A 23,965-nucleotide genomic window follows, 5' to 3' on the forward strand; every position below is an offset into this window, starting at 1 on the left:
ATATAAATGAGTGAAGATATGGTAATTGGTATATTAAAAGATGCTATAGCAACTGGAATAGCGGCATCAGCTCCCATATTAATTGTTTCTATAGTAATAGGTCTTATTGTAAGTATATTTCAGGCTACTACACAAATTCAGGAACAAACATTAACCTTTGTACCAAAACTTATAGGTATAGCGTTAGTAGGACTTATTACAGCTAAGTTTATAAACCATACAATAGTAGGATTTACAGAAAGAATATTTGCTATTATTGCAAATATAACTCATTAGGTGGGATTAATTTGATTGATATAGCATATTTTACGGCACTTATTTTAGTTTTTCTTAGATTATTTGCTTTCACTTTAGTTGTTCCAGTGTTTTTTCCAAAAGGGACTCCAGAGATATTGAAAGTAATGTTTACTTTAGTAGTAGCTTTTATATTAATGCCTGGCTTAGATTATAAATACATAAGTGAAATAACTAATAGTTTTCAATTAATTGTATATTGTATAAGTGAACTTACTACAGGATTAACACTAGGATTTATAACAAGCATTTGTTTCCATTGCATAAGGTATGCAGGTACACTTTTGGATATGCAAGTTGGATTAGCTATGCTTTCCATGTTTGATCCTAGCGCAGAGAGTAATGTAACCCTAATCGAAAAGTTATTATACTGGTTTAGTTTAATTATATTCTTTGTAGTAGATGCACATCACATACTTTTAAAGACTTTAATAGATAGCTTTAATGTTGTACATTTAGGGAAGTTTATTTTGTCTGGGAAAAGTGCCATGCATGTAATAGAAGTCTTTATCAAATATTTTGAATTAGGATTGAGAATAGCAATACCAATAGTATTGATTATTATATTAACTGACTTGACCCTAGGTTTGGTTGCAAAAACTGTACCTCAATTAAATGTAATGATTTTAGGATTGCCTATAAAAATTTTATTAGGGCTAAGTGTTATATCACTATCTCTTCCAATGATCTATAATATTTTTGCTTCTGCCTTTGATAACATACCTGCTAGTATAAGGCAGATATATAAGTTAATACCCTTAATGATTGTATTTGCTTCAGATGACAAAACGGAAGAGGCAACTCCACATAAATTAAGTGAAGCAAAGAAAAAGGGTCAGATAGCAAAAAGTAAAGAGATAAGTTCTGCTCTTACATTATTAGCATCGACTATTATATTGATAACTTTAGGAAAATATGTAACTAATTCTTTTGGAGCAAACATTATCGAATTTATAGGGAATAACTTAAATAGTAATTTAGATATGGATAGCTTACAAAGCATTATAGTTACAGTATTGTGGAGATTTTTTATTATAGTCCTCCCAGTTGTAATTCCAATTATGATTATAGGTGTAGGTGCTAACTTGATTCAATCTGGATTTATAAGATCAACAGAGGCTATTAAACCTAAATTATCTAAAATAAATCCAATAAGTGGTTTTAAAAAGATGTTTTCACTTAGAAGTTTAGTTGATTTAGTGAAAAATATAGCAGTAATAATTATAGTGGGCTCAGTTGGCTACAAGTTTTTAAAGGATAACTTTAGACAAGTTTTATCTGTAAGTAATTTAAGATTTCCTGAAATAATAAATGTGTTTTTTAAATTGGCTACCAATATTTTTTTTAGGGTGACTTTAATTATGCTAGCAATAGCTTTAATTGATTTTATGTATCAAAAATTCCAATTTAAGAAGGATATGAGAATGACAAAACAGGAAGTTAAAGAGGAATTTAAACAGATGGAAGGAGATCCACAAGTAAAAGGCAAAATAAAGCAAAAGCAAAGAGAAATGGCTACAAGGAGAATGATGCAGCAAGTACCAAATGCATCAGTAGTTGTAACAAACCCCACCCATATAGCAGTAGCGCTTAAATATGAATCTGGAAAAACAAACGCCCCGATTCTTATTGCAAAGGGTAGTGGATATGTGGCAATTAAAATTAAAGAAATAGCAAAAGAAAATAATATTCCAATTATTGAAGATAAACCTCTAGCAAGATTAATACATCAGGAAGTAGAGCTAGAAAGTGAGATACCTTCAGAGATGTATCAGGCTGTGGCTGAAATTTTAGCTCTTGTATATAAGTTGAAAAAACGAATGTAAAGTAAAGGGTGAATGCGTTGGAAAGTGAAAGAAAGCTCAACTTAAATTTTAAAAATTATTTAGACATGATAGTAGCTTTTGGAGTTATGGGAATAGTGCTAATGATCATCATTCCTATACCAACAGCATTATTGGATGTTTTTATTGCACTTAATATAACAATAGCATCAGTAATTATTCTACTGACAATGTTTACTACTGAAGTACTTCAATTCTCAGTATTTCCAACATTGTTGCTTGTTACAACACTTTTTAGATTAGGACTTAATATATCTTCTACAAGACTTATACTTAAAGATCATTACGCTGGACAAATAATAGAAACCTTTGGAAACTTTGTTGCTGGCGATAACTATGTAGTTGGGATAACTATATTTTTAATTATAACTATTATACAATTTGTGGTAATAACAAATGGTGCTGGTAGAGTAGCAGAAGTATCAGCAAGATTTACACTTGATGCTATGCCAGGAAAACAAATGAGTATAGATGCAGATTTAAATGCAGGACTTATTTCTGAAGTTGAAGCAAGAGAGAGACGTTTAAAAATTCAAGAAGAAGCAAATTTTTATGGAGCAATGGATGGTGCTTCAAAGTTTGTAAAGGGTGATGCCATAGCTGGTATTGTAATAACCATTATAAATGCAATTGTTGGAATCATAATTGGTGCTGCAATGGAAGGTATGCCTGTTGGAGAGGCTGCTCAAACTTATGTAAAGCTAACCATAGGAGATGGTTTGGTATCTCAAGTACCAGCATTACTAATCTCTACAGCATCAGGTATATTGGTAACTCGTTCATCCTCTAGTGAGAACTTCGGTAATGTGCTTTTAAAACAGTTAACTGGATTTCCTAAGGTATTAGCTATTGCATCTGTTGTGCTTTTATTTTTAGGTTTAGTTCCAGGACTTCCTACGCTTGCTTTCTTTATATTATCAACAGCTACAGGAGCAAGTGCATATTTCCTATATAAAGAAGAAAAAGAACATGCTATTATGCAAATACAAAATGAGCAGCAGGAAATTATAGAAACTGAAAAGCGTGAACCTGATAATGTTACTAACTTAATTTCTGTTGAACCTATGGATATTGAAATAGGTTATGGATTAATTCCTCTTGCAGACGAGGCCTCTGGCGGAGATCTTCTTCAGAGAATTGCATCTGTAAGAAGACAATGTGCTATTGAAATGGGCATAATTGTACAACCTATAAGAATAAGAGACAACCTTCAACTTAAGACTAATGAATATGTTATTAAGATAAGAGGGACAGTTATTGCAAAGGGTGAACTAATGCCTAATATGCTTTTATGTATGGATCCTAGCGGAGACGAAATTGGACTCCAAGGTATTAGAACTATTGAACCAACATTTGGTCTTCCAGCTATATGGATTAATAATGATCAAAGGGAAGAAGCTGAAATTAAGGGCCTAACAGTTGTAGATCCTACTACTGTTATGGTAACTCATTTAACTGAAACAATTAAGGCACATTCATATGAGTTATTAGGAAGACAAGAAACAAAGATGATAATAGATACCGTAAAAGAAAAGTACAATACAGTAGTAGAAGAACTAATACCAGACTTAATGACTATAGGAGAGGTTCAAAAGGTACTTCAAAACCTTTTAAAAGAAAAAGTATCTATAAAAGATATGGTTACTATACTGGAATCATTAGCTGACAATTCTAGAAATACTAAAGAAATTGAAGTTTTAACTGAATATGTTAGATTTTCACTTTCAAGAACTATATGCAATCCATTAGTAGATGAAAATAGTGTTATAACTGTTGCGGTACTTGAACCTGAGTTAGAAGAGGTTATTGCTAATAATATTCAAAAGTCAATGCAGGGATCATTCCCAGCAGTAGATCCTGAAACTACAAGCAGAATATTTGATTCAATTAAAAATGTTTTAGATACAGTTCACTTTTATGAAAATCAGCCTGTGATTTTAGTTTCACCTAAGATAAGACCAGCATTTAGAAGGCTTACGGAGATGGTATTTCCTAACATTAATATTCTTTCATTAAATGAAATACCTAATGATGTAGAAATTAGGACTGAAGGAGTTGTAACTTATAAATGATAGTTAAAAAGTATATAGTTAACAACATGAATGAAGCCATGAATAGAATAAGATATGAATTAGGGAAAGATGCAGTTATAATAAGCCAGAGAAAAATAAGAAAACCTGGTATTAAAGGATTATTTTCATCTAAGGTTTTAGAGGTTACAGCTGCAATTGATAATAATAAAAATTATATGGAAAAAGATATGCAAAATAGCATAGAGGCAATAAAAAAAGTTATGGAGATAAAAAGTGCTTCGCCTGCAAAAGAGTGTTCGGAAGATGCTACAGTAAATAAAAATATTACTGTAGAAAAAAGCAATAATTCAAATAGTGAGATATTAAAACAAATGAAAGAAATGAAAGATATGTTATCACAAATATCTCAGGTTGATAGGAATTCAAGTACTAAAAAAAGTGATCTTCAATTATTACTGGAGAAAAATGATTTAAATGAAAAAACTATAAAAAAAATACTATCTCGGGTAAGCATTATAGATGAAGAGATAAGTGAAGAAGAAAAAGTTAAAAAAGCAATTCATGATATGATCCATTTGTCTGATGAAGAAATGAAGGGAGTAGTAGTTTTAACTGGCCCTACAGGAGTTGGAAAAACTACCACTATTGCTAAGCTTGCAGGAAGACTTGCTCTAATTGAGAAGAAAAAAGTTGGATTAATTACAATTGATACATATAGAATAGGTGCAGTAGAACAATTAAATACTTATGCAGATATAATGAATATACCATTTAAAACGGTATTTTCTGTAAAGGAAATGGAGACAGCTATAGAGTGCATGAACCAATGTGATGTTATATTAATTGATACTACAGGAAGAAGTAGTAAAAACGCCATGCAGATAGCAGAATTAAATGCATTTATACAAAAAGTGGATGCAAATAATATATATCTTGTTATAAGTTGTACAACTAAAGATAAAGATATAGATTCTATTGTTGAAGGATATAGGACATTAAACTTTAATAATGTAATAATTACAAAACTAGACGAAACAACAACTTATGGATCCATCTTGAATATACTAGAGTGTACAGGAAAGCCGCTTAGCTTTGTAACTGTAGGCCAAAATGTACCAGATGATTTTAAGATGCTAAATAAAGAAGATGTTTGTAACCTTATACTAGGAGAGGAATTTATATGCTAGATCAAGCTCAGAAACTTAGACAATTAGCTAAAGAAAAAGATATAGAGGAACCCATTTCCCATAAAGATAGTGGAGGAGCCAAGATAATTACAGTTACGTCTGGTAAGGGTGGAGTAGGCAAAAGTAATTTCGTAGTAAACTTGGGAATAGCTCTACAGAAGATGGGAAAGTCTGTGTTAATTTTTGATGCAGATGTAGGAATGGGAAATGACGATGTATTAATGGGATTTTTACCAAGATATAACGTATATGATATTATATTTAATAATAAAGAAATTGAAGATGTAATAATAGAAGGACCTTATGGAGTAAAGCTTTTGCCAGGGGGAACAGGTATAAATAAAATCGATGAAATTGATGATGAGAGAAGAAAAAATTTCTTAAATAAATTAGGTAAACTTAGTGGATTTGATTTTATATTAATGGATACAGGAGCTGGGATTAACAGAACAGTGTTGGGCTTTATAAAATGTTGTGAAGAGCTTATAGTAATTACAACCCCTGAACCTACCTCCCTTACAGATGCTTATAGTCTTGTTAAAGCTGTTGATCATTTTAAAATAAAGTTATCAGCAAAAATTATTGTAAATAGAGTTATTGAGAGACAAGAAGGTGAAATTACTTTTAATAAATTCAAGAATGCTGCAGAGAGATTTTTAAACATACAATTGGAGCATCTAGGAAGTATTGCTGAGGACAGAAAGCTAATTCAATCTGTCAGAGAGCAAAAACCCTTTGTAATTAATCACCCAAATTGTGAAGCAGCTCAAGATATTGAAAGAGTAGCATCAAAGCTATGTGGCTTAAGTGTTAATAACAGTGGTGAAGGAATACAGGGTTTATTTAAAAAGATTTTTAGCATCTTTTCATAGGAGGGTTAATAATGACTGAAGTAAATTTTAAAATAAACAACAAAGTAGAAATAATATCATATGAGGAAATATACACTTGTGATATTCAAGATGTTAAGGATGATTATGTAGCCATAAGTATTCCAATTAAAGATAGCCAATACTTGCCACTAAGAGAAAATGAAAGAATTGAGGTACTTTACTACGATGGAAATTGCATATATCAGTTTCCCTCTATGGTAGTTTCAAGAAATAAATCTAATATACCATTAATTTGGATTAATAAGCCTCAGAAGGTAAAAAAAATTCAAAGAAGAAAATATGTACGTGTACCAGTGCTTATTGATGTTAAGTTTGGGTTAATAGGTAAGAATTTTAAACTTAATAAAGAAAATTTAGCAACTGTGAAATTTGAAAAGGGAACTCTATTAGATTTAAGTGGAGGAGGATCAAAATTAAAAACTTCACTAGATTTAAAAAGAGACGATTCAATAGTAGTAATATTGCCAATAGAAGAAATGTATATCCTTGTTAAAGGAGAGATAAAAAGAGTAGTAAAAGATGAAGCCGGGGACAAGCTTTGCGGAATAAGCTTTGTGGATTTGAAGATGATAGAACAAGACAAGATAATTAAGTATGTTTTTGCAATCATGCGTGAACAGATGAAAAAAGGATTAAAGGAGGAATAGGGAATGTCCTTAGCAAGTAACTTGGATCTTAGAGAACAGATAGTGAAAAAGTATATACCATTGGTTAAGTATATTGCTTCAAGGGTTATTATTGGAAAAAGCAAATATATTGAATTTGAAGATTTGATCGGTTATGGTATGGTCGGTCTTATGGATGCATTAAATAAGTTTGATGAAAGCAAAGGAATGAAATTTTCAACCTATGCCTCAATAAGAATCAGAGGGTCTATGATTGATGAAATCAGAAAAAACAGCCCTATTTCTAAAGGAGCTATGGACAAGCTTAACCGTTATAATAATGCAGTTGAAACATTGCAAAAAAGGAATCTTAAAGAACCGAGTAGTAAAGAAATTGCTGAGGAACTTGGAGTAAATATTACAAGTGTAGGAGAGATAGAGAATTTTATAAATTACATATCTATTGTGTCATTAGAAGATCTAATTTTTTCAGAAGATGATGATATGCTTTTGATGGGTACTATAGAAGATGAGAAGAGCCCAAATCCTGAAAAGGCTTTAGAAGAGCAAGAACAGGTAGAGTACCTTACAAGAGCTTTAGAGCTATTAAACGAAAAGGATAATACTGTTTTATCATTATATTATTATGAAAGGATGACCCTAAAAGAAATTGGAAAGGTTTTAGGAGTTTCAGAATCAAGAGTTTGTCAATTACATAGCAGGGCCATCATTCATCTTAGAAAAATGATGAGCAAGCTTAAATATGAAGTTTAATCTAAAATTTTAAAGCTCATATAGACATAAGGGGTGAATTTATGGGAACAGCCATTACATTAATATTAATTGCAGTTATCTTAATATTTCTGAATTTAAGAGCTTTACTGAAGGACAAAAGATCTTTTCAAGGTATTTTAAAAAGCAGTGAAAATAATATGGATGAATTTCAAGTAGAAATTGGTAAGCTAAGACGAGAATTTGCGGAAACGCTGCTAGAAATACAAACTCAATTAGTTGAGCTGGAAGAAAAAATGCAGTCCAATAATGATTATATAAAAGATCAGAATAAAAAATATATTAATAATGAAAACGATATAAATAATTTAGAAAAATGTAAAGATATAGCAAGTTTTAACGATAAAATAAGAGATATTGTAGATATAGATTTTAATAGAATTAAGAGTCTTGATAATGAAGTAAAATTGCAAGTGGAAAATAATAAGCCATTAACGGCAAAAGAAAACTATGGAACAAATATAGAGCAGGAAGATAATAATGACAATGCCGAAAATAATAGTATAAAGATAAAGGAAGTAGAAAAGCTTTTAAATGAGGGGTTAAACATAGATGAAATATCAGATGCCCTTAAAATTGGTAAGGGGGAAGTACTATTAATAAAAGAATTATATCTAAAATAAAAAATATAGTGGACTTTTTGAGCGATAGAAGAGTTCTTGTAGGTATAGGCATAGGAATTATTATTGGAACTGCAGTTATGGCAAATGCAAAGATTAAAGTTAGTATTTCAAAGACAGAAATTGAGATGAAAGCAAGAGAATATGGCATGGAGTATAAGGGTGAGCATAAGGTTATCGAAGATGAATCTTCAAATAATAAAGCCAAGGATGTGAAGAAATGATAAGATCAATATATACAGCTGTTTCAGGATTGATAAATCAAGAAGCAAGGCAGGATGTTATAAGTAATAATTTAGCTAATGCTAATACTGTAGGATATAAAAAAGATAGCTTAATCACTAAGAAATTTGATGACGTTATGATTCAAAATTATGATAAAGTAGTTAATGGAAAAAATGTTCGAAATGTAATAGGAAGCTTATCCATGGGAAGTAAGATAGATGAAACCTATATTAATCATGAGCAAGGAGTAATTGAAGCAACCAGCAAAGATACTGATTTTGCTATACAAGGTAACGGTTTTTTTGTAGTATCTCGAAATGATGGAATTAATAATCAAAATTATTATACACGTAATGGTCATTTTCATATTAATCAAAATGGGGATTTAGTAAGTAGTAACGGAGATAGGGTTATGGCTAGAAATCTAAATACAGGTGCATTAGAACCCATTAATGTAGTTAGAAATGGAGAAGTTGCTAAAATAAAATGCGATGAAAATGGAAATATAAGTCTAAATGGAGTTCCTACATATAAAATGTATATAGCAGATTTTGAAGATTACAATAACCTAAAGAAAATGGAAGACAATTTATATTCAGGGCAGAATCCAATTGAAGCTACAAATGCTAAGGTGGAACAGTCAGCTCTAGAAAAATCTAATGTAGATGTAATGGCTGAAGTATCTGATATGATGATGACAATGAGAAGTTTTGAAAGTAATCAAAAAATAGTACAATCGTTAGATGAGGTTCTTGGAAAAACTGTAAATGAAGTTGGAAGAGTTTAAAAGTGATCTAAAAAACATATTTAAATTAGGCGGTGAAAAAGTATATGATAAGAAGTATATGGAACTCTAGAAGCGGAATGTCTGCTGAAATGGATAAGTTAAATGCTATTTCAAATAATATGGCAAATGTGAACACTATAGGGTATAAGAGAGTAGACGTAGATTTTGATAATTTAGTACAGGAAACTTTAAAAAGGAGAGGGTACCCTGTTGAGAATAATGCAAGAGGGGAAAACAATCCTCCATATACTGGAACAGGAGTAAAAGCTTCAGAATTTATTAAAGATAATTCACAAGGAAATCTTATGCCAACAGATATTAATACAGACTTAGCAATCGATGGTGCTGGATTTTTCAAAGTAATGGATTCAAATGGAAATGAAGCTTATACAAGAGGTGGTTCCTTTGGTATTGATAGAGATGGTACAATTGTAGATAATAATGGTAATAGGCTTGTTATACTAAATGCCAATGGACAAAACGTAAATGTACAAGGTATCGGCTTTACAAAAGAAAGTTTTATAGTTGATTCGAATGGTAATCTTCAAGGAGATAGATATAAAAATTTTAGAATTCCTCTATATAATACAATAGGGGATAATTCTATGAAAAGCATAGGTAAAAATTTATATTCTCCTGAAATTATAGTTAATGCAGGTGGAACTTCAAGACAAGTTGATGTTGTAGAAACTAAAGATGCTGATATTATAAGAGGTTTTCTTGAAAATTCAAATGTAGACTTGGGAAAAGAAATGTCAGATATGATTATTACACAAAGAGCTTTCCAACTAAACTCAAGTGCTCTCAGAACTGCTGATGAGATGTGGCAAATGGCAAATAATTTAAGAGGAAGATAAAAATAATTGTTAATACTTCTCATATAAATGTATGTTTACTAATATACATTTATATGAGAAGTATTTTTTATTTTAAAGGAGTGGATAAGTTTGGGATAGGATATGCTGTTGGCTGCTTATTTAGCATTCTATTTTGGAAGGTTGATAGACATAAATTATTAAAATACATGGATTTAAGGATTAGAAAGATATTTAAATATCCATTGTTAGTACAAGCTTTTTACATTTTATCTATAATACTAGTTTGCCTATTATTAAAAAAAGCAGCTCCTAAAGAGCTATATAATGCTATAACAGCTTTTTTAGTAATAGATATTAGCAATACGGAAAGGTACAACTTAAATATAAAAGAGAAAGTTGATTTTTATAATACTATTACCACTATTACAAGGGCTATAGTATGTGGCTTTATTGCGCCTCTTTTATATATACTGATATTGGGAAATTATTTTGCTATTACCTATACTATAATACATAATTTAAGTTACGAGAAGGAATATAAACTATTTTTATTTATCTGGAGAATCTTTACTATAGTCCCATCATTAATATTACAAATGTTTTTATATGTAATTTTTTTAATTAGAAATAAAGAAATCTCAGTTGATTATAAAAATGAGTATATATCGGGTATTTTTATAAATCCTCTTTTAAATGCTAACATTTTAGCTGCATATGTAGAATCTATAAACTTTTACTATTACTTTAATATTAAAGGAACAGATTATATTAAGAGCTACGGGAAATACAACAATAGTATTCAATATGGACATATTAAAGATTATTTAGCTATAGCCTATATCGTGTGCACAATATTTTTTATTGTATTTTTAGGATGTAATATAGTCAAAATATACTAAACAGAGAATGCTTTAAGTATATTGCGACAAAGTGGCGGCCTTGGTAACTGTAGGATAAGGTGCTAAAAATCGAAGGTGTATAATTCAACAGAGAATCTTCGCTACGTTAAAAAGTTCTAAGTTTGTGCCTTTAAAAATTCCCTACCCAGTCCTATGCATCGTCCTGATGCAGGCCTGGCTCCCCCCGTCCTAGTAGGTGGAAATTACGGTAATTTTTAAATTCACAAACTAAGAACTTCTAGAACTTGCTCAAAATTCTCTTGGTGAATTATACATCTTCTTACTTTTAGTACCTTAAATTAGGCAAACTAAGGCCGCTATTACTTATACAAAATATTGTAGTAGTAATTAGTATTTAGACTATAACTAATTTATTAATCGATGTAAATATTATATAAAGAGGATTCTTGGCTTCAGATGGAGTTTTTCCTCCAGTTGAAGCTTAGAAGCCCTTATCTAGGGACGTAGCAGCCGTTATCTCTCACTTTAGAAGTGAGAGTGTTACGGATGGTAGTCATCAGATTAATTGACTTATTATAAAAGCGCAGAGCTTTACTTAACCCGATGAGGAGGTCGTGATTTTGTGCTAAACCTGTTGAAGTTATAACAGTATTTACCACAATGTTTGTTGATTGCAATCAATAAAGGTATTTAAAAGTATAATCAAGTGTATATAACTATTGTAAAAATAATTAGAATCAATGAAGATATTAGTTTGAAGAGGGCGGGCTAAAGAAAATTGCTAATCATAGGATAAAAAGATAAGCTATTTGATAGGATGATTTGTTTATAGATTGTTTTTAAAAATATCTACATGCTAACGCATTATTGAGAGTAATTCTTTAAGTTGTATTCAATAACACATACTTAGTAACTTTACAGTGTGGCTACGCCATGCAAAATTATCATTTTGCTTTTGAAAGTCATTTTAGTATTTACTATAGTAATCGCTAGTTGCAACTAATGAAGGCATGAAAAATTACTGGCTAGCATATATGTATCAATTGAAGAAACTTTGAAGGAATAACTAGTAGTACTTAAGGCAGCTGTTTTAAAAATCTGTAATTGTGCTCATGGACGAGCACAGCCCGCTCCCCGACAGGACGTCGGATGGAGCGGGGTAAGATTTTTAAATAAAGCAGCCTTTAGTACTACTCTATGAACTGAAGGTTTTTCAATGATACATATATGCGTTAGCCTAGTAATTTTGCATGCCGCCATTTTTGTTACACTATACTTTATTATTTACTTGATTCAATAGCTGCTGTAAGAGGCGGTATAACTTGCTTCTTTCTTGATAAAAGGTTAGGGATGTACACAGAATCATTTTCTAAAGTTACATTGAAAGCTTTATTTACAAATTCTGTTTTATCTCCTACTGCTATTACTTCAGAACCATCTTGAATTATGTCTGTTAATAGAAGTACAAGTAAATCATAGTTTTCAGATTCACACTTACCATTCATATAAGATATCATTTCAGGTTTCATAGAAGCAAATCCTTCTAAATCCATTGTGCTAACTTGAGCAACTCCTATCTTATAGTTTAGAAGAGTAAATGTCTTAAAATCTGTATTAAATATTTCATCAACACTTCTTCCAGTAAGGGAAGTACCTGCTTTAAACATTTCCTTAGCATATTCTTCAGGGTTTATGTCAGCTATTTTAGCTAATTTATTTAATATCACTCTATCAAAATTAGTTGAAGTTGGTGATTTAAATAATAGTGTATCTGAAATTATAGCACTACATAAAAGTCCAGCTATTTGCTTAGATGGTGTAATGCCATTTTCGAAGAACATTGATCCTATTATAGATGAAGTACATCCTACAGGCTCATTTCTGAAGTAAATTGGGTTACCAGTTTGAATATCTGCTATTCTATGGTGATCAATTACTTCTATTATTTCTGCATCTTCAAGTCCATCTACAGATTGAGCTCTTTCATTATGATCTACAAGTATAACTTTCTTATTAAATTGAGATATCAAATGATATCTAGAAATTGTTCCAAGTACTCTATTATTGCTATCAAGTACAGGATAACTAGTGAATCTAGTTTTGCCCATAGTATCTTTTATATCTTCTACGTAATCTGTATCTCTAAAGTAAACTAAGTTCTCATTTGCCATTACGTATCTTACAGGGATACTTTGAATAATCATTCTTGCTGAAGTGAATGAATCATAAGGCGTATTTATTATTGAACAATTGAACTTAGCAGCTTTTTCAATAATGTTTTTATTTACAGTATGGCTACCTGTAATAATCATTAATGAAGCATTATTTTCTATAACTGCTTCTTGAGTGTCTTCTCTATTTCCGCAAATTACAATATCTCCAGGTTCCATGATTTTTTTCATGCTTTCTGGATCCATAGCGGCAACTAATATTTTACCGCCGAATTTTGATAATTTATCAGGTTTATATAATAATTTACCAGATAAAGTTTCAATTATATTTTCAATTGGAGTATCGCTTTTTCCTATTATATAATTATCCCATATGTCCATGTATGATGAGGTTAAGTTAGATAAACTTACAATACCAACAAGTGTTTCAGTGGTATTAATAACAGGGATAGACTTAATATTGTTTTTTTTCATTATAGACCAAGCAGTTTTTAATGATGTTTCAGGATAAACTGCTGGTATTTTATCCATGTTTAAATCTCTAACTCTAGCCTTTAAGCTATCTACATATTGTGGTTTTTCAACTCCAAAATAATCTAATGCAAATTGAGTTTCTCTGCTCACCTCACCTAATCTAATAGGGATTGCATTTACATTAGCAGATTTATTTTTAAATTCAGCATATGAAAGAGCAGCGCATATTGAATCAGTGTCTGGGTTTTTGTGTCCAGTAATGTAAATTACATCTTTCATCTAATGGTACCTCCTGTATATTAGTAATTAAATCAAATTTCACCTTACTATTTTACCATAAAATCAATGGATTTTATTATTTTTATAAAAAAATATAATTTTTTCATAAGATAGCATGTACTACTCATATATTATTTTAGAGGCTTAAGGATAAGGAGAATTAAATGATAGCGTAAATGATAGGGGGAGGAACATGATTAGGGAAAAAAATAAGATTAAAGGCCTTACAAATGCTGAAGCTGAAAAAAAACTAAAAGAATATGGATTAAATATACTAGAGAAAAGAAAAAAAATATCTTCTTTAAAGATATTTTTAGAGCAGTTTAATGATTTTATCATATGGGTTTTAATTGCAGCTACTGCTTTATCATTTTTTATGGGGGAGAAAGCAGATGCAATAACAATAGTTATTATAGTAATAATGAATGCTGTATTAGGTTTTATACAGGAGTATAAGACAGAAAAATCACTAGAGGCATTGAAAAGCTTAGCTGCACCTACGGCAAAAGTTATTAGAAATGAACAAGTTAAAGTAATAAATGCAGAGCTTTTAGTGCCAGAGGACTTAATTATATTAGAAAGTGGAGATAGGGTTCCCGCAGACTGTATAATATTAGAAGGAAACAGTATATTAGTAGATGAATCTCTATTAACTGGAGAATCTGTAGGAGTAGAGAAAACCTGTGAAGGCAAAAGTAATAATATATATATGGGGACTATTATACTTAAGGGTAAAGGGTTAGCTAAAGTAGTTAAGACTGGAATGAGAACTGAAATGGGCAAAATAGCAAATATGCTTGATAGCATAGAAACTGAAAAATCTCCATTAAAACAGAAACTTGCTTTTTTAGGTAAAGTAATGGTAGTTATTTGTATTGCTATATGTATTGTTGTAACTCTGATGGGGATAGTAAGGGGACAAGATAAGTATCAAATGTTTTTATTAGGTGTTAGCCTTGCTGTAGCCGCTATTCCAGAGGGAATGCCTGCCATAGTTACTGTGGCTTTAGCGCTAGGCGTATCAAGAATGTTAAAAAGAAATGCACTTATTAGAAAACTTCCAGCAGTAGAGACATTAGGATGTACATCTATTATATGTAGTGATAAAACTGGTACTCTGACACAAAATAATATGACAGTTGAAAAAGTATTTTATAATAACGTTATGACAGAGATAAATAAGGATAGGCAAGCTAATTTGGATATTTTAAAGAAAGCTTTTGTATATTGCAATGATTGTGGATATGATTTTAAACAGAATAAATTTGAAAAAGTTTTATTAGGTGATCCAACAGAAACAGCGCTTATAAAGGCGTTCTTTAAAGATAGTAAAAGTTTAAAAGATTTTTTAAATAGGACAAATAGAATTCATGAAATACCCTTCGATTCAACTAGAAAGATGATGTCAGTTATAGTAGAAGAATCAGGCAGAAAAAGATGCTATGTTAAAGGTGCACCAGAAAGAATCATAGAAAGGTGTAAATATATTTTAATTGATAATAAAGTTGTTCCATTTAATTTAGAATATAAAAGGAAAGTAGTAACGCAGGTGGAACAGATGTCTTATAATGCATTAAGATGTATTGCAGCTGCATACAAAGATGATAACGTAGTAAAAGGAAATGGCTTAGAAGAGAATTTAATATTTATTGGTGTAGCAGGAATGAAAGATCCACCAAGAACTGAAGCTAAAGAAGCTGTTTTAAAATGTAAAATGGCCGGTATTAGGCCGGTTATGATAACTGGTGACCATAAAAATACAGCATATGCCATAGCAAAAGAGCTGGGTATATGTAAAAACGAAGATGAAGTAATGGTAGGAGAAGAGATAGACAAGTTATCAGAAAAAGAGTTAATAAGTAGAATAAATAAATTGTCAGTCTTTGCAAGAGTAAGTCCTAAACATAAATTACGTATTGTTAAAGCCTTTAAAAAGAAAAATAACATAGTAGCAATGACTGGCGATGGAGTAAATGATGCTCCTGCTGTAAAAGAAGCAGATATTGGAGTTTCTATGGGGATATCTGGTACGGATGTTACAAAAGAAGCATCATCTATGATACTTTTGGATGATAACTTTGCTACAATAGTGGCAGCTATAGAAGAGGGAAGAATTATATATGATAATATAAGAAAGTTTATTAGATACTTATTATCATGTAATTTAGGAGAAGTTCTTACAATGTTTCTAGCATCTCTATTTTATTTAGATACTCCTCTTCTTCCAATACAAATTTTATTTGTAAACCTAGCAACTGATGGACTGCCAGCAATAGCATTAGGTGTAGATCCTCCAGATAGTGATATAATGCTAAGGAGACCTAGAGGCAAGAATGAAAGCGTATTTGCAAGGGGCCTTAAAGAGAAAATACTCTTAAGGGGAAGTTTAATTGGAGTATGCACTGTACTTGCTTTTCTATCCGGAAAGTACTATGGAATGAATTTGCAAACCTGTAGGACACTAGCTTTAGGAACATTAGTAATGTCTCAATTAATTCATGTATTCGAATGCAGATCTGAAAGTCATTCTATTTTTGAAATTAAATTATTCACTAATATATATTTAGTGGGAGCAGTATTAGTATCTATTTCTATGTTATTATCAATAATATACATTCCTTTTTTACAAGGAGTATTCCATACTGTACCTTTGAACTTAGCTCAATGGGTAATAATTATGTTCTTCTCAGGATCAATAGCTTTTATAAATAGTCTATATCTATTTGCAAGAAAAAGATAAAACGTTGACATAGTCAACGTTTTTTTTATCTGTATTTAATTTTTTGTGCTTGTTGAATTTTCTTTACGGCGTCTCCCTCAATTGGAACTAGATGCTTTTTAGTGGTCATATTCATAACGTTTAGTATTTGAATTAACTCGCTATTAGCCTTACCTTTAATACCCTTCAGTCCTTGTATTACAACAGAATGACCTTGTGATACAGTTATAAATTCAGGCTTCTTAAACCATTTATTTTTCTTATAAACACATTTTAGTATGTTTTTGCTTCTTTCAGGTTTTATTAATATGGTAACAGTTAATTTATGAAAAATCCATAAGATGGCCTTTTCTTCAACTTTTACTGAAATTACTTTACCTTGAGCTTGAGTAATTCTGTCGCCGTATTTTTTTAAATAAGAATTAGTATAATGTTCAGTTAGTTTTTCTTTAAAACCCATATAAATGACTCCTTTACATATAATTTCTATAACAAATAAAAAAATGACAATTATAACTAAGGCTTATTATATCACAGTATCTTTTTTTTTAAAACAACTAATTATAGTTTAGCCTATTATCTTAAATACATGTAGGGACAAGCAAAAGTAGAAAATATTATGATGAAACTTGTTCCTAAATTAGTTAATTAAGAATATTAATATAATAAGTGCAAGGAAAGGGAGGGATAAGACTATGGAGATATCGTCCCAGGATATAAAATATAATATTGAATTTGATGATATTGACTTAAAGAGAGACAAATTTAGTTTACCTGAATATGAGGGAGAAGTTTATGAAAAAATAAAAACTGCACTAGATATAAATGAAGAGGGATATAATGTTTATTTAATAGATGACTTTTCAAAAATAAAGTTGGAAAACATTAGAGAATATATAAGTGAAATATTGAAAGATAGAGATAGACCTAAAGATATATGCTATGCTGTAAAGGAAGATGAAAATAACCCTTTTCCTATATATGTTTCCAATGGAAGAGGGCATATTCTAAAAGAAGCTATTGAAGACATTCAGGATAACTATTTTAAAATTATATATGATTTTTACAATAGTTCTACTAATAAGGAAAAAGAAAAGATAATAGAAAATATACAAAAAAAGAGAAACGAATTAGTTACAGAACTTATGGATAGTGCACATAATTATGGATTTGAAATTAGGTCCACAAGTAAAGGATTTACTTTTATTCCTGTAAAGAATGAAGAAGCAATGACTGAAAAGGAATATGATTCTTTAGAAACTGAAAAAAAAGAAGAAATATTAGGAAAAGTTAGTGAGCTTAAACTAAAATCCATTAAAATCTTAGAGCAGTTAAAAGAAATTGAAATAGTTGAAATAGAAAAAATAAAAAGGATAATGATTGATTATTTTGATATAGAGTGTAAAGAAATAAAAGATAAGTATGAACAGTTTTTTTGTGATGATCCTGATGCTGTGAAGTTTATAAATGACATGTGTAATGAAATAGAAGAGGACATAGTAGAAAATTATTCTATAGTATATGAAGACGATGAAGAAAAAATTAATGAGATAATAAATAGATATGAAATTAAAATTTTAGTAGATAACAGTAAAAATGTATATCCACAAGTAATATTTGAAGAAGATCCTAATGTAATAAATCTTTTAGGAAGCATAGATTATAAAAATCAAAATGGAACTTATGTTACAGACATGTCTTTAATTAAAAGTGGTTCTATTCTTAAGGCAAATGAAGGATGTTTAATAATTAGAATTAATAACCTATTGTCAAATCCAACAGCCTATTATAACTTAAAGAAAACATTAATAAGCGGTAAGATTAATTTTAATTATAATAAAGGATATGTAGAACTATTTGCATTGAGTAGTTTAGATCCAGAACCTATTAATGTTAACCTAAAAATAATTATGATTGGCGATTATGAAACTTATGATATATTGTATAACTATGATGAAGATTTCAAAAAAATATTTAAAATAAAGGCACAGTTTAATCCAATTGTTGCTATAAATCAAAATACAAAAGGTTCATTAGTGAAAAATATTGTAGACATTTGCAATGCTAATGGATTAAAGTCCTTAGATAGTAGCGCAATCAAAGAAGTTGCTAAATTTATGTCCCGAAAGGCTGAAGATAGAAATAAACTTCTTATTGATAATGAGGAATTAAGTAAAATTTTATTACTATCTAATAATAAAGTAGAAAGAGAAAAGAGAGATAAAATTACAGGAGAAGATATTATAGGAGTGGCATACAGTGAAGATATAATTGAAAGAGAAATTAGAGAATACTATGAAGAGAATAAGATACTACTGGATGTAAAAAATAAAAAAGTTGGCCAAATTAATGGACTTTCTGTAATTGATGCAGGATATACTAGTTTTGGCAAACCTATAAGGATAACCTGCTCCTGCTACAAGGGAGAAGGAGAAATTATAGATGTTCAAAAGCAAAGTGATTTAAGTGGAAATATCCATAGTAAAGCAGTTAATATATTAAAAGGCTTTATAAGTGAGTTATTGGGAAAATATAGTAAGATACCTATTAATTTTCATTTAAGTTTTGAACAAGTATATGGAAAAGTTGATGGAGATAGTGCTTCTGTTGCAGAGCTTATTGCTATGATATCTTCTTTAAGTAATATTCCTATTAAGCAGAATATCGCAGTAACAGGTTCAATAAACCAGTTTGGAGAGATACAGCCTATAGGAGGAGTTAATGAAAAAATAGAGGGATTTTTTAAAGTATGTAAATGTACTGATGGATTTGAGAACAAAGGTGTATTAATTCCTTTTTCCAATAAAAATGATTTGGTTTTAAGCAGCGAAGTAGAAAAGGCAATTGAAGAAGGAAAATTTCATATTTATGCTATGAAAAATGTAAGGGATGCAGCTAAAGTTTTAATGGCAAATTATGAAGAGGTTATATATGCTATAAAGAGAGAACTAAAAAAATATAATAAAAAAATAATTTAACAGCCTATTTTAATAATATAAGTAAAGTGCTACAAAATAGCGGCCTTGGTAACTGCAAAATAAGGTGCTAAAAATCGAAGGTGTATAATTCAACAGAGAATCTTCGCTGCGTTAAGAAGTTCTAAGTTTGTGCCTTTAAAAATTTCCTACCCAGTCCTATGCAGCGTCCTGCTGCAGACCTGGCTCCAACCAGTCCTAGGTTGGAATTACGGTAATTTTTAAATTCACAAACTAAGAACTTCTAGAACTTGCTCAAAATTCTCTTAATGAATTATACGCATTCTAACTTTTAGTACCTTAAATTATGTAAAACAAGGTCGCTATTACTTACACAAAACATATATTAAGAACTGTAGTATTAATTACTATTTAGACTATAGCTAATTTATTAACCGATGTAAGTATTATATTAACTGACTTATTAGAAAAGGGCAAAGCGCTTAATCCCATAGGGTGCCAGGGTTTTAGGCGAAGCCTGTTGAGGTTATATTAGTATTTTATGATTGCAATTAATTAGGATATATGAAATTATTTCGAAAATGTATAACTATTAAGGAAATAGTTGGAATCAATGAAGATGTTAGTATAAAGATAACAGGTTAAAAGAACTTGCTAGTAATTGAATAAAATGTAGGATATCTTATAGATGATTTGTTTATAGATTGTTTTGCAAAACGTCAACATGCTATCGCATTTATTTATAATAATTTTTTAAGTTTTACTCAATAATACTTACTTAGTAACTTTACAGTGTGGCTACGCCATGCAAAATTATCATTTTGCTTTTTGAAGTCATTTCAGTATTTACTATAGTAATTACTAGTTGTAACTAATTAAGGCATGTAAGATTACTGGCTAGCATATATGTATCAATTGAAGAAACTTTGAAGAAATAGCTAGTAGTACTTAAGGCTGATGTTTTAAAAATCTGTAATTGTGCTCAAGGACGAGCACAGCCCGCTCCTCGACAGGACGTCGAATGGAGCGGGGTAAGATTTTTAAATAAAGCAGCCTTTAGTACTACTCTATGAACTGAAGGTTTCTCAATGATACATATATGCGTTAGCCAAGTAATCTTACATGCCGTTATTTTGTTGCACTATACTTATATTACTAAACATTAAATCTAAAGTTTACTATATCTCCATCTTGCATTATATATTCTTTACCTTCAAGTCTATAAAATCCTTTTTCTTTAGCAGCTGATTCAGAACCGCATTCTATAAGTTTATCGTAGGAGATAATTTCAGCTCTTATAAAGCCTCTTTCAATATCAGTATGGATTTTACCAGCAGCTTTAGGTGCCTTTGTTCCTTTTTTTATAGTCCAAGCTCTAACTTCATCTTTACCTGCAGTTAAGAAACTCATTAAGCCAAGTAATGAATAACTTGAACGAATAAGTTTGTCTAGGCCTGGTTCTGTAAGACCATATTCAGAAAGTAATTCATCTCTTTCTGAATCTTCAAGAGAAGATAGTTCTTCCTCAATTCTAGCACATATTGTTATTACTTCTGAATTTTCTACCTTTGCATATTCTCTAACCTTTTGTACAAAAGAGTTATCAGAATTTCCGGACATAAGATCGTCTTCTGAAATATTAGCTACATATAATATAGGTTTTGATGTTATTAAAAATAGATTTTTAACAATTACTTCTTCATCTTCTGTAAATTCAAGAGTTCTAACAGGGAGGTTAGCTTCTAGATGAGTTTTTATTTTTTCCATAACTTCTAGTTCAGCTTTAGCCTCTTTAACTCCTCCACGAGCAGATTTAACAGCTTTTTCTATTCTTCTTTCTAAAACTTCAAGGTCAGATAATATTAATTCTAAATTTATAGTTTCAATGTCACGAATAGGATCTATAGAACCTTCTACGTGTACTATATTATCATCTTGAAAACATCTAACTACATGAACTATAGCTTCAACTTCTCTTATATGAGATAAAAATTTATTTCCAAGACCTTCGCCTTTGCTTGCACCTTTAACTAGGCCTGCAATATCATAAAACTCTACAGTGGCATATATCTTCTTTTTTGGATTATATATTTGTTCTAGTACATCTAATCTTTTGTCTGGAACACTTACAACTCCTACGTTAGGCTCTATTGTACAGAATGGGTAGTTTGCAGATTCTGCTCCTGCTTTAGTAATGGCATTAAATAAAGTACTTTTCCCAACGTTAGGTAGACCAACAATTCCTAATTTCATCTATGTACATTCCTTTCCTTCTGTTTAGTATAATATCTTAATAAATTATACTCTAGATTAATTATCATTTCAAGGAAGTTACTAGTATAGAGAAAGTAATTTCCAGGGAGCTATTCAAAAAGTTAAGTTATAAATTTAATAATTATTAAATTTTTAATTAAAACAGAGAATTTTTAGAAGGAATTTTAGAATTTATATAGAATAATAAAAATAGTGGTTAAAAGTGGAGTAAAGTGGAGCTAAATGTTTAATAGGGGTGTCAAGTATGTTCATAGGAGAATATAAACATTCGTTAGATAGCAAAAATAGAATGATAATCCCCTCAAAATTTAGAGAAGAGCTAGGGGAAAACTTTGTTGTTACAAAGGGATTAGATGGATGCTTATATCTATATACAATGGATGAATGGAAATCCCTAGAGAAAAAGTTGAGGCAGCTTCCACTTACCAGTAAAGATGCCAGAGCTTTTGTTAGATTCTTTTTTTCAGGAGCAAATGAAATAAACATTGATAAGCAAGGAAGAGCTTTAATACCGCAAAATCTTTTAGAATATGGACAAATAAATAAGGAAATAGTAAGTATTGGAGTAATGACTAGAATTGAAATTTGGAGCAAAGAAAAATGGGAAGAATACAATGCTTCAGATATGGACTTTGATGAAATAGCAGAAAAGATGAGTGAACTAGGTATTTAAAAAGGAGAAAAGCATGGAATTTAAACATATACCGGTATTATTAGATGAAGTTATAGAATCCTTAAATATAAAAGAAGATGGAATTTATGTAGATTGTACCCTAGGTGGGGCAGGACATTCAAGTGAAATAATCAAGAGATTATCAAAAAATGGACGTCTTATAGGAATTGATCAGGATACTAATGCATTAAAAGCTGCTAAAGAAAAGTTAGCAGATTACGATAATGTAACGTATGTACATGACAATTTTTACAATATAGATGATATTTTAAGAGAGCTTAATATTAGTAAAGTTGATGGTATTTTAATGGATTTAGGGGTTTCTTCTTATCAGCTGGATACAGCAGAAAGAGGATTCAGTTATATGAAAGATGCACCTCTTGATATGAGAATGAACAGTGAGAATAGTTTTTCAGCCTATGAAATAGTAAACGATTATAGTGAAGAAGAAATCTATAGAGTTATAAAAAACTATGGAGAAGAAAGATTTGCAAAAAAAATAGCTAATAACATAGTAAATCAAAGGCAAAGTAAGCCAATAGAAACAACTTTTGAATTAGTAGAAATTATAAGAAAATCCATTCCACTTAAATTTCAAAAGAATGGACACCCAGCTAAAAAGACTTTTCAGGCTATAAGAATTGAAGTTAATAGTGAATTAGAGATATTGAATAAAGCAATAGAAGATAGTATAAGAAATCTAAATGAAGAGGGAAGACTTTCTATAATAACTTTCCACTCATTAGAAGATAGAATAGTAAAAATTAAGTTTAAAGAATTGGAAGATCCGTGCAAGTGTCCAAAAGAATTTCCAGTGTGTGTGTGTGGGAAAAAACCTGTTATTGAAATTATTACTAGAAAACCTATTGAACCTTCTGAAATAGAGAAGGAAGTTAATTCAAGAAGTAGAAGTGCAAAGCTGAGAGTAGCTGAGAAAATATAGTTCTAAATTTAGAATGGAGGGAATAAAGTGATAGTAACAAATAATAAAAATACTATAAATGGTAGCAATGCTTTAGTACCCCAACACATACCTTCTAAACATACAGAAAAACAAAAGTATAGAGATTTAGAAAAGTTAAAAAGAGAACATATAAAAATAAATAAACAAAAGTCAATAAATAAGAAAGCCAAGGTTCTAAGGAATATTTTAATACTATTTGCTATAGGAATAACATTAGTTTATAGATATTCATTGATTTATAATATGGAAAAAGAAATCATAAATGTAAAAAAAGAAATAGCATCTGTTAATGCTGACAATGAAAACATAAGAATTGGACTTTTGAAGTATAGCAATATAGAAGTTATTGAAAAAAATGCAAATAGTAAATTAAATATGATTCCTAAAAGCAGAATGAATGTTATATACATAGATCTAGATAAAAATAACTTTAAGGACACTGCTAAAGAAGGGGAAAATAAAAGTGATAGTGTAATTTCCAAGTTAAAAAAGATTCTATATTAACGGAGGTAAATTA

20 protein-coding genes are annotated in these 23,965 nt (G+C 30.1%); 17 read left to right on the forward strand and 3 right to left on the reverse strand.

Annotated elements, in window-relative coordinates; all coding sequences use genetic code 11:
* Window positions 1–6 precede the first annotated feature (6 nt).
* From fliQ to ACWW38_RS16830, 12 genes are all read left to right on the forward strand, one after another.
* Complete coding sequence (fliQ, locus tag ACWW38_RS16775; protein ID WP_456258668.1) at window positions 7–276, forward strand: flagellar biosynthesis protein FliQ; 270 nt, start codon at window positions 7–9, stop codon at window positions 274–276.
* 11 nt (window positions 277–287) lie between these two features.
* The gene (locus tag ACWW38_RS16780; RefSeq protein ID WP_456258669.1) at window positions 288–2,120 is read left to right on the forward strand and encodes a fused FliR family export protein/FlhB family type III secretion system protein; all 1,833 of its coding nucleotides are present in this window, start codon (window positions 288–290) and stop codon (window positions 2,118–2,120) included.
* A 65-nt stretch (window positions 2,121–2,185) separates the two neighbouring features.
* Window positions 2,186–4,210: a flagellar biosynthesis protein FlhA gene (gene flhA / locus ACWW38_RS16785; RefSeq protein ID WP_456260479.1), complete on the forward strand. Its 2,025-nt coding sequence runs from the start codon at window positions 2,186–2,188 to the stop codon at window positions 4,208–4,210.
* Complete coding sequence (gene flhF, locus ACWW38_RS16790; RefSeq protein ID WP_456258670.1) at window positions 4,207–5,358, forward strand: flagellar biosynthesis protein FlhF; 1,152 nt, start codon at window positions 4,207–4,209, stop codon at window positions 5,356–5,358. The genes flhA and flhF overlap by 4 nt, the downstream gene beginning before the upstream one ends.
* Window positions 5,352–6,230 (forward strand): MinD/ParA family protein, encoded by an 879-nt coding sequence (locus tag ACWW38_RS16795; protein ID WP_456258671.1) that lies wholly within the window; start codon window positions 5,352–5,354, stop codon window positions 6,228–6,230. Before flhF ends, ACWW38_RS16795 begins: the two co-directional genes overlap by 7 nt.
* Before the next feature lie 11 nt (window positions 6,231–6,241).
* Window positions 6,242–6,898, forward strand: a complete 657-nt coding sequence (locus tag ACWW38_RS16800; protein ID WP_456258672.1) for a flagellar brake protein — start codon at window positions 6,242–6,244, stop codon at window positions 6,896–6,898.
* 3 nt (window positions 6,899–6,901) lie between these two features.
* On the forward strand, window positions 6,902–7,630 hold the full coding sequence (locus tag ACWW38_RS16805; RefSeq protein ID WP_456258673.1) for a FliA/WhiG family RNA polymerase sigma factor: 729 nt from the start codon (window positions 6,902–6,904) through the stop codon (window positions 7,628–7,630).
* Window positions 7,631–7,671: 41 nt separating this feature from the next.
* Entirely contained in the window at window positions 7,672–8,271 is a 600-nt protein-coding gene (locus ACWW38_RS16810) for a DUF6115 domain-containing protein (protein ID WP_456258674.1), read from the forward strand.
* An 8-nt stretch (window positions 8,272–8,279) separates the two neighbouring features.
* On the forward strand, window positions 8,280–8,492 hold the full coding sequence (locus ACWW38_RS16815; RefSeq protein ID WP_456258675.1) for a hypothetical protein: 213 nt from the start codon (window positions 8,280–8,282) through the stop codon (window positions 8,490–8,492).
* On the forward strand, window positions 8,489–9,280 hold the full coding sequence (locus ACWW38_RS16820) for a flagellar hook-basal body complex protein (protein WP_456258676.1): 792 nt from the start codon (window positions 8,489–8,491) through the stop codon (window positions 9,278–9,280). Before ACWW38_RS16815 ends, ACWW38_RS16820 begins: the two co-directional genes overlap by 4 nt.
* A gap of 44 nt (window positions 9,281–9,324) precedes the next feature.
* Complete coding sequence (locus tag ACWW38_RS16825) at window positions 9,325–10,137, forward strand: flagellar hook-basal body complex protein (RefSeq protein ID WP_456258677.1); 813 nt, start codon at window positions 9,325–9,327, stop codon at window positions 10,135–10,137.
* 80 nt (window positions 10,138–10,217) lie between these two features.
* Entirely contained in the window at window positions 10,218–10,997 is a 780-nt protein-coding gene (locus tag ACWW38_RS16830) for a hypothetical protein (RefSeq protein WP_456258678.1), read from the forward strand.
* A 1,241-nt stretch (window positions 10,998–12,238) separates the two neighbouring features.
* Here the strand turns inward: ACWW38_RS16830 and ACWW38_RS16835 are convergent.
* Window positions 12,239–13,882 (reverse strand): putative manganese-dependent inorganic diphosphatase, encoded by a 1,644-nt coding sequence (locus ACWW38_RS16835; RefSeq protein WP_456258679.1) that lies wholly within the window; start codon window positions 13,880–13,882, stop codon window positions 12,239–12,241.
* Window positions 13,883–14,075: 193 nt separating this feature from the next.
* Here ACWW38_RS16835 and ACWW38_RS16840 point away from each other — a divergent pair, with 193 nt between their 5' ends.
* On the forward strand, window positions 14,076–16,622 hold the full coding sequence (locus tag ACWW38_RS16840) for a calcium-translocating P-type ATPase, SERCA-type (protein WP_456258680.1): 2,547 nt from the start codon (window positions 14,076–14,078) through the stop codon (window positions 16,620–16,622).
* Window positions 16,623–16,647: 25 nt separating this feature from the next.
* On the opposite strand, the gene ACWW38_RS16845 is transcribed toward ACWW38_RS16840, so the two are convergent.
* Window positions 16,648–17,061: a hypothetical protein gene (locus ACWW38_RS16845; protein WP_456258681.1), complete on the reverse strand. Its 414-nt coding sequence runs from the start codon at window positions 17,059–17,061 to the stop codon at window positions 16,648–16,650.
* A 235-nt stretch (window positions 17,062–17,296) separates the two neighbouring features.
* Here ACWW38_RS16845 and ACWW38_RS16850 point away from each other — a divergent pair, with 235 nt between their 5' ends.
* Window positions 17,297–19,579 (forward strand): AAA family ATPase, encoded by a 2,283-nt coding sequence (locus ACWW38_RS16850; RefSeq protein ID WP_456258682.1) that lies wholly within the window; start codon window positions 17,297–17,299, stop codon window positions 19,577–19,579.
* Between the two features lie 1,113 nt (window positions 19,580–20,692).
* Here ACWW38_RS16850 and ychF read toward each other — a convergent pair.
* Window positions 20,693–21,790, reverse strand: a complete 1,098-nt coding sequence (gene ychF, locus ACWW38_RS16855) for a redox-regulated ATPase YchF (protein WP_456258683.1) — start codon at window positions 21,788–21,790, stop codon at window positions 20,693–20,695.
* A gap of 265 nt (window positions 21,791–22,055) precedes the next feature.
* On the opposite strand from ychF, the gene mraZ reads away from it, so the two are divergent.
* Genes mraZ through ACWW38_RS16870 form a run of 3 tightly spaced genes read left to right on the forward strand, consistent with a single transcriptional unit; the run spans window position 22,056 to window position 23,952 of the window.
* On the forward strand, window positions 22,056–22,484 hold the full coding sequence (gene mraZ, locus ACWW38_RS16860) for a division/cell wall cluster transcriptional repressor MraZ (protein ID WP_456258684.1): 429 nt from the start codon (window positions 22,056–22,058) through the stop codon (window positions 22,482–22,484).
* A 13-nt stretch (window positions 22,485–22,497) separates the two neighbouring features.
* Window positions 22,498–23,427 (forward strand): 16S rRNA (cytosine(1402)-N(4))-methyltransferase RsmH, encoded by a 930-nt coding sequence (gene rsmH / locus ACWW38_RS16865; RefSeq protein ID WP_456258685.1) that lies wholly within the window; start codon window positions 22,498–22,500, stop codon window positions 23,425–23,427.
* A gap of 27 nt (window positions 23,428–23,454) precedes the next feature.
* Complete coding sequence (locus ACWW38_RS16870) at window positions 23,455–23,952, forward strand: hypothetical protein (RefSeq protein ID WP_456258686.1); 498 nt, start codon at window positions 23,455–23,457, stop codon at window positions 23,950–23,952.
* Window positions 23,953–23,965 lie beyond the last annotated feature (13 nt).

The sequence above is a fragment of the Clostridium sp. JNZ J1-5 genome, from assembly GCF_053901425.1.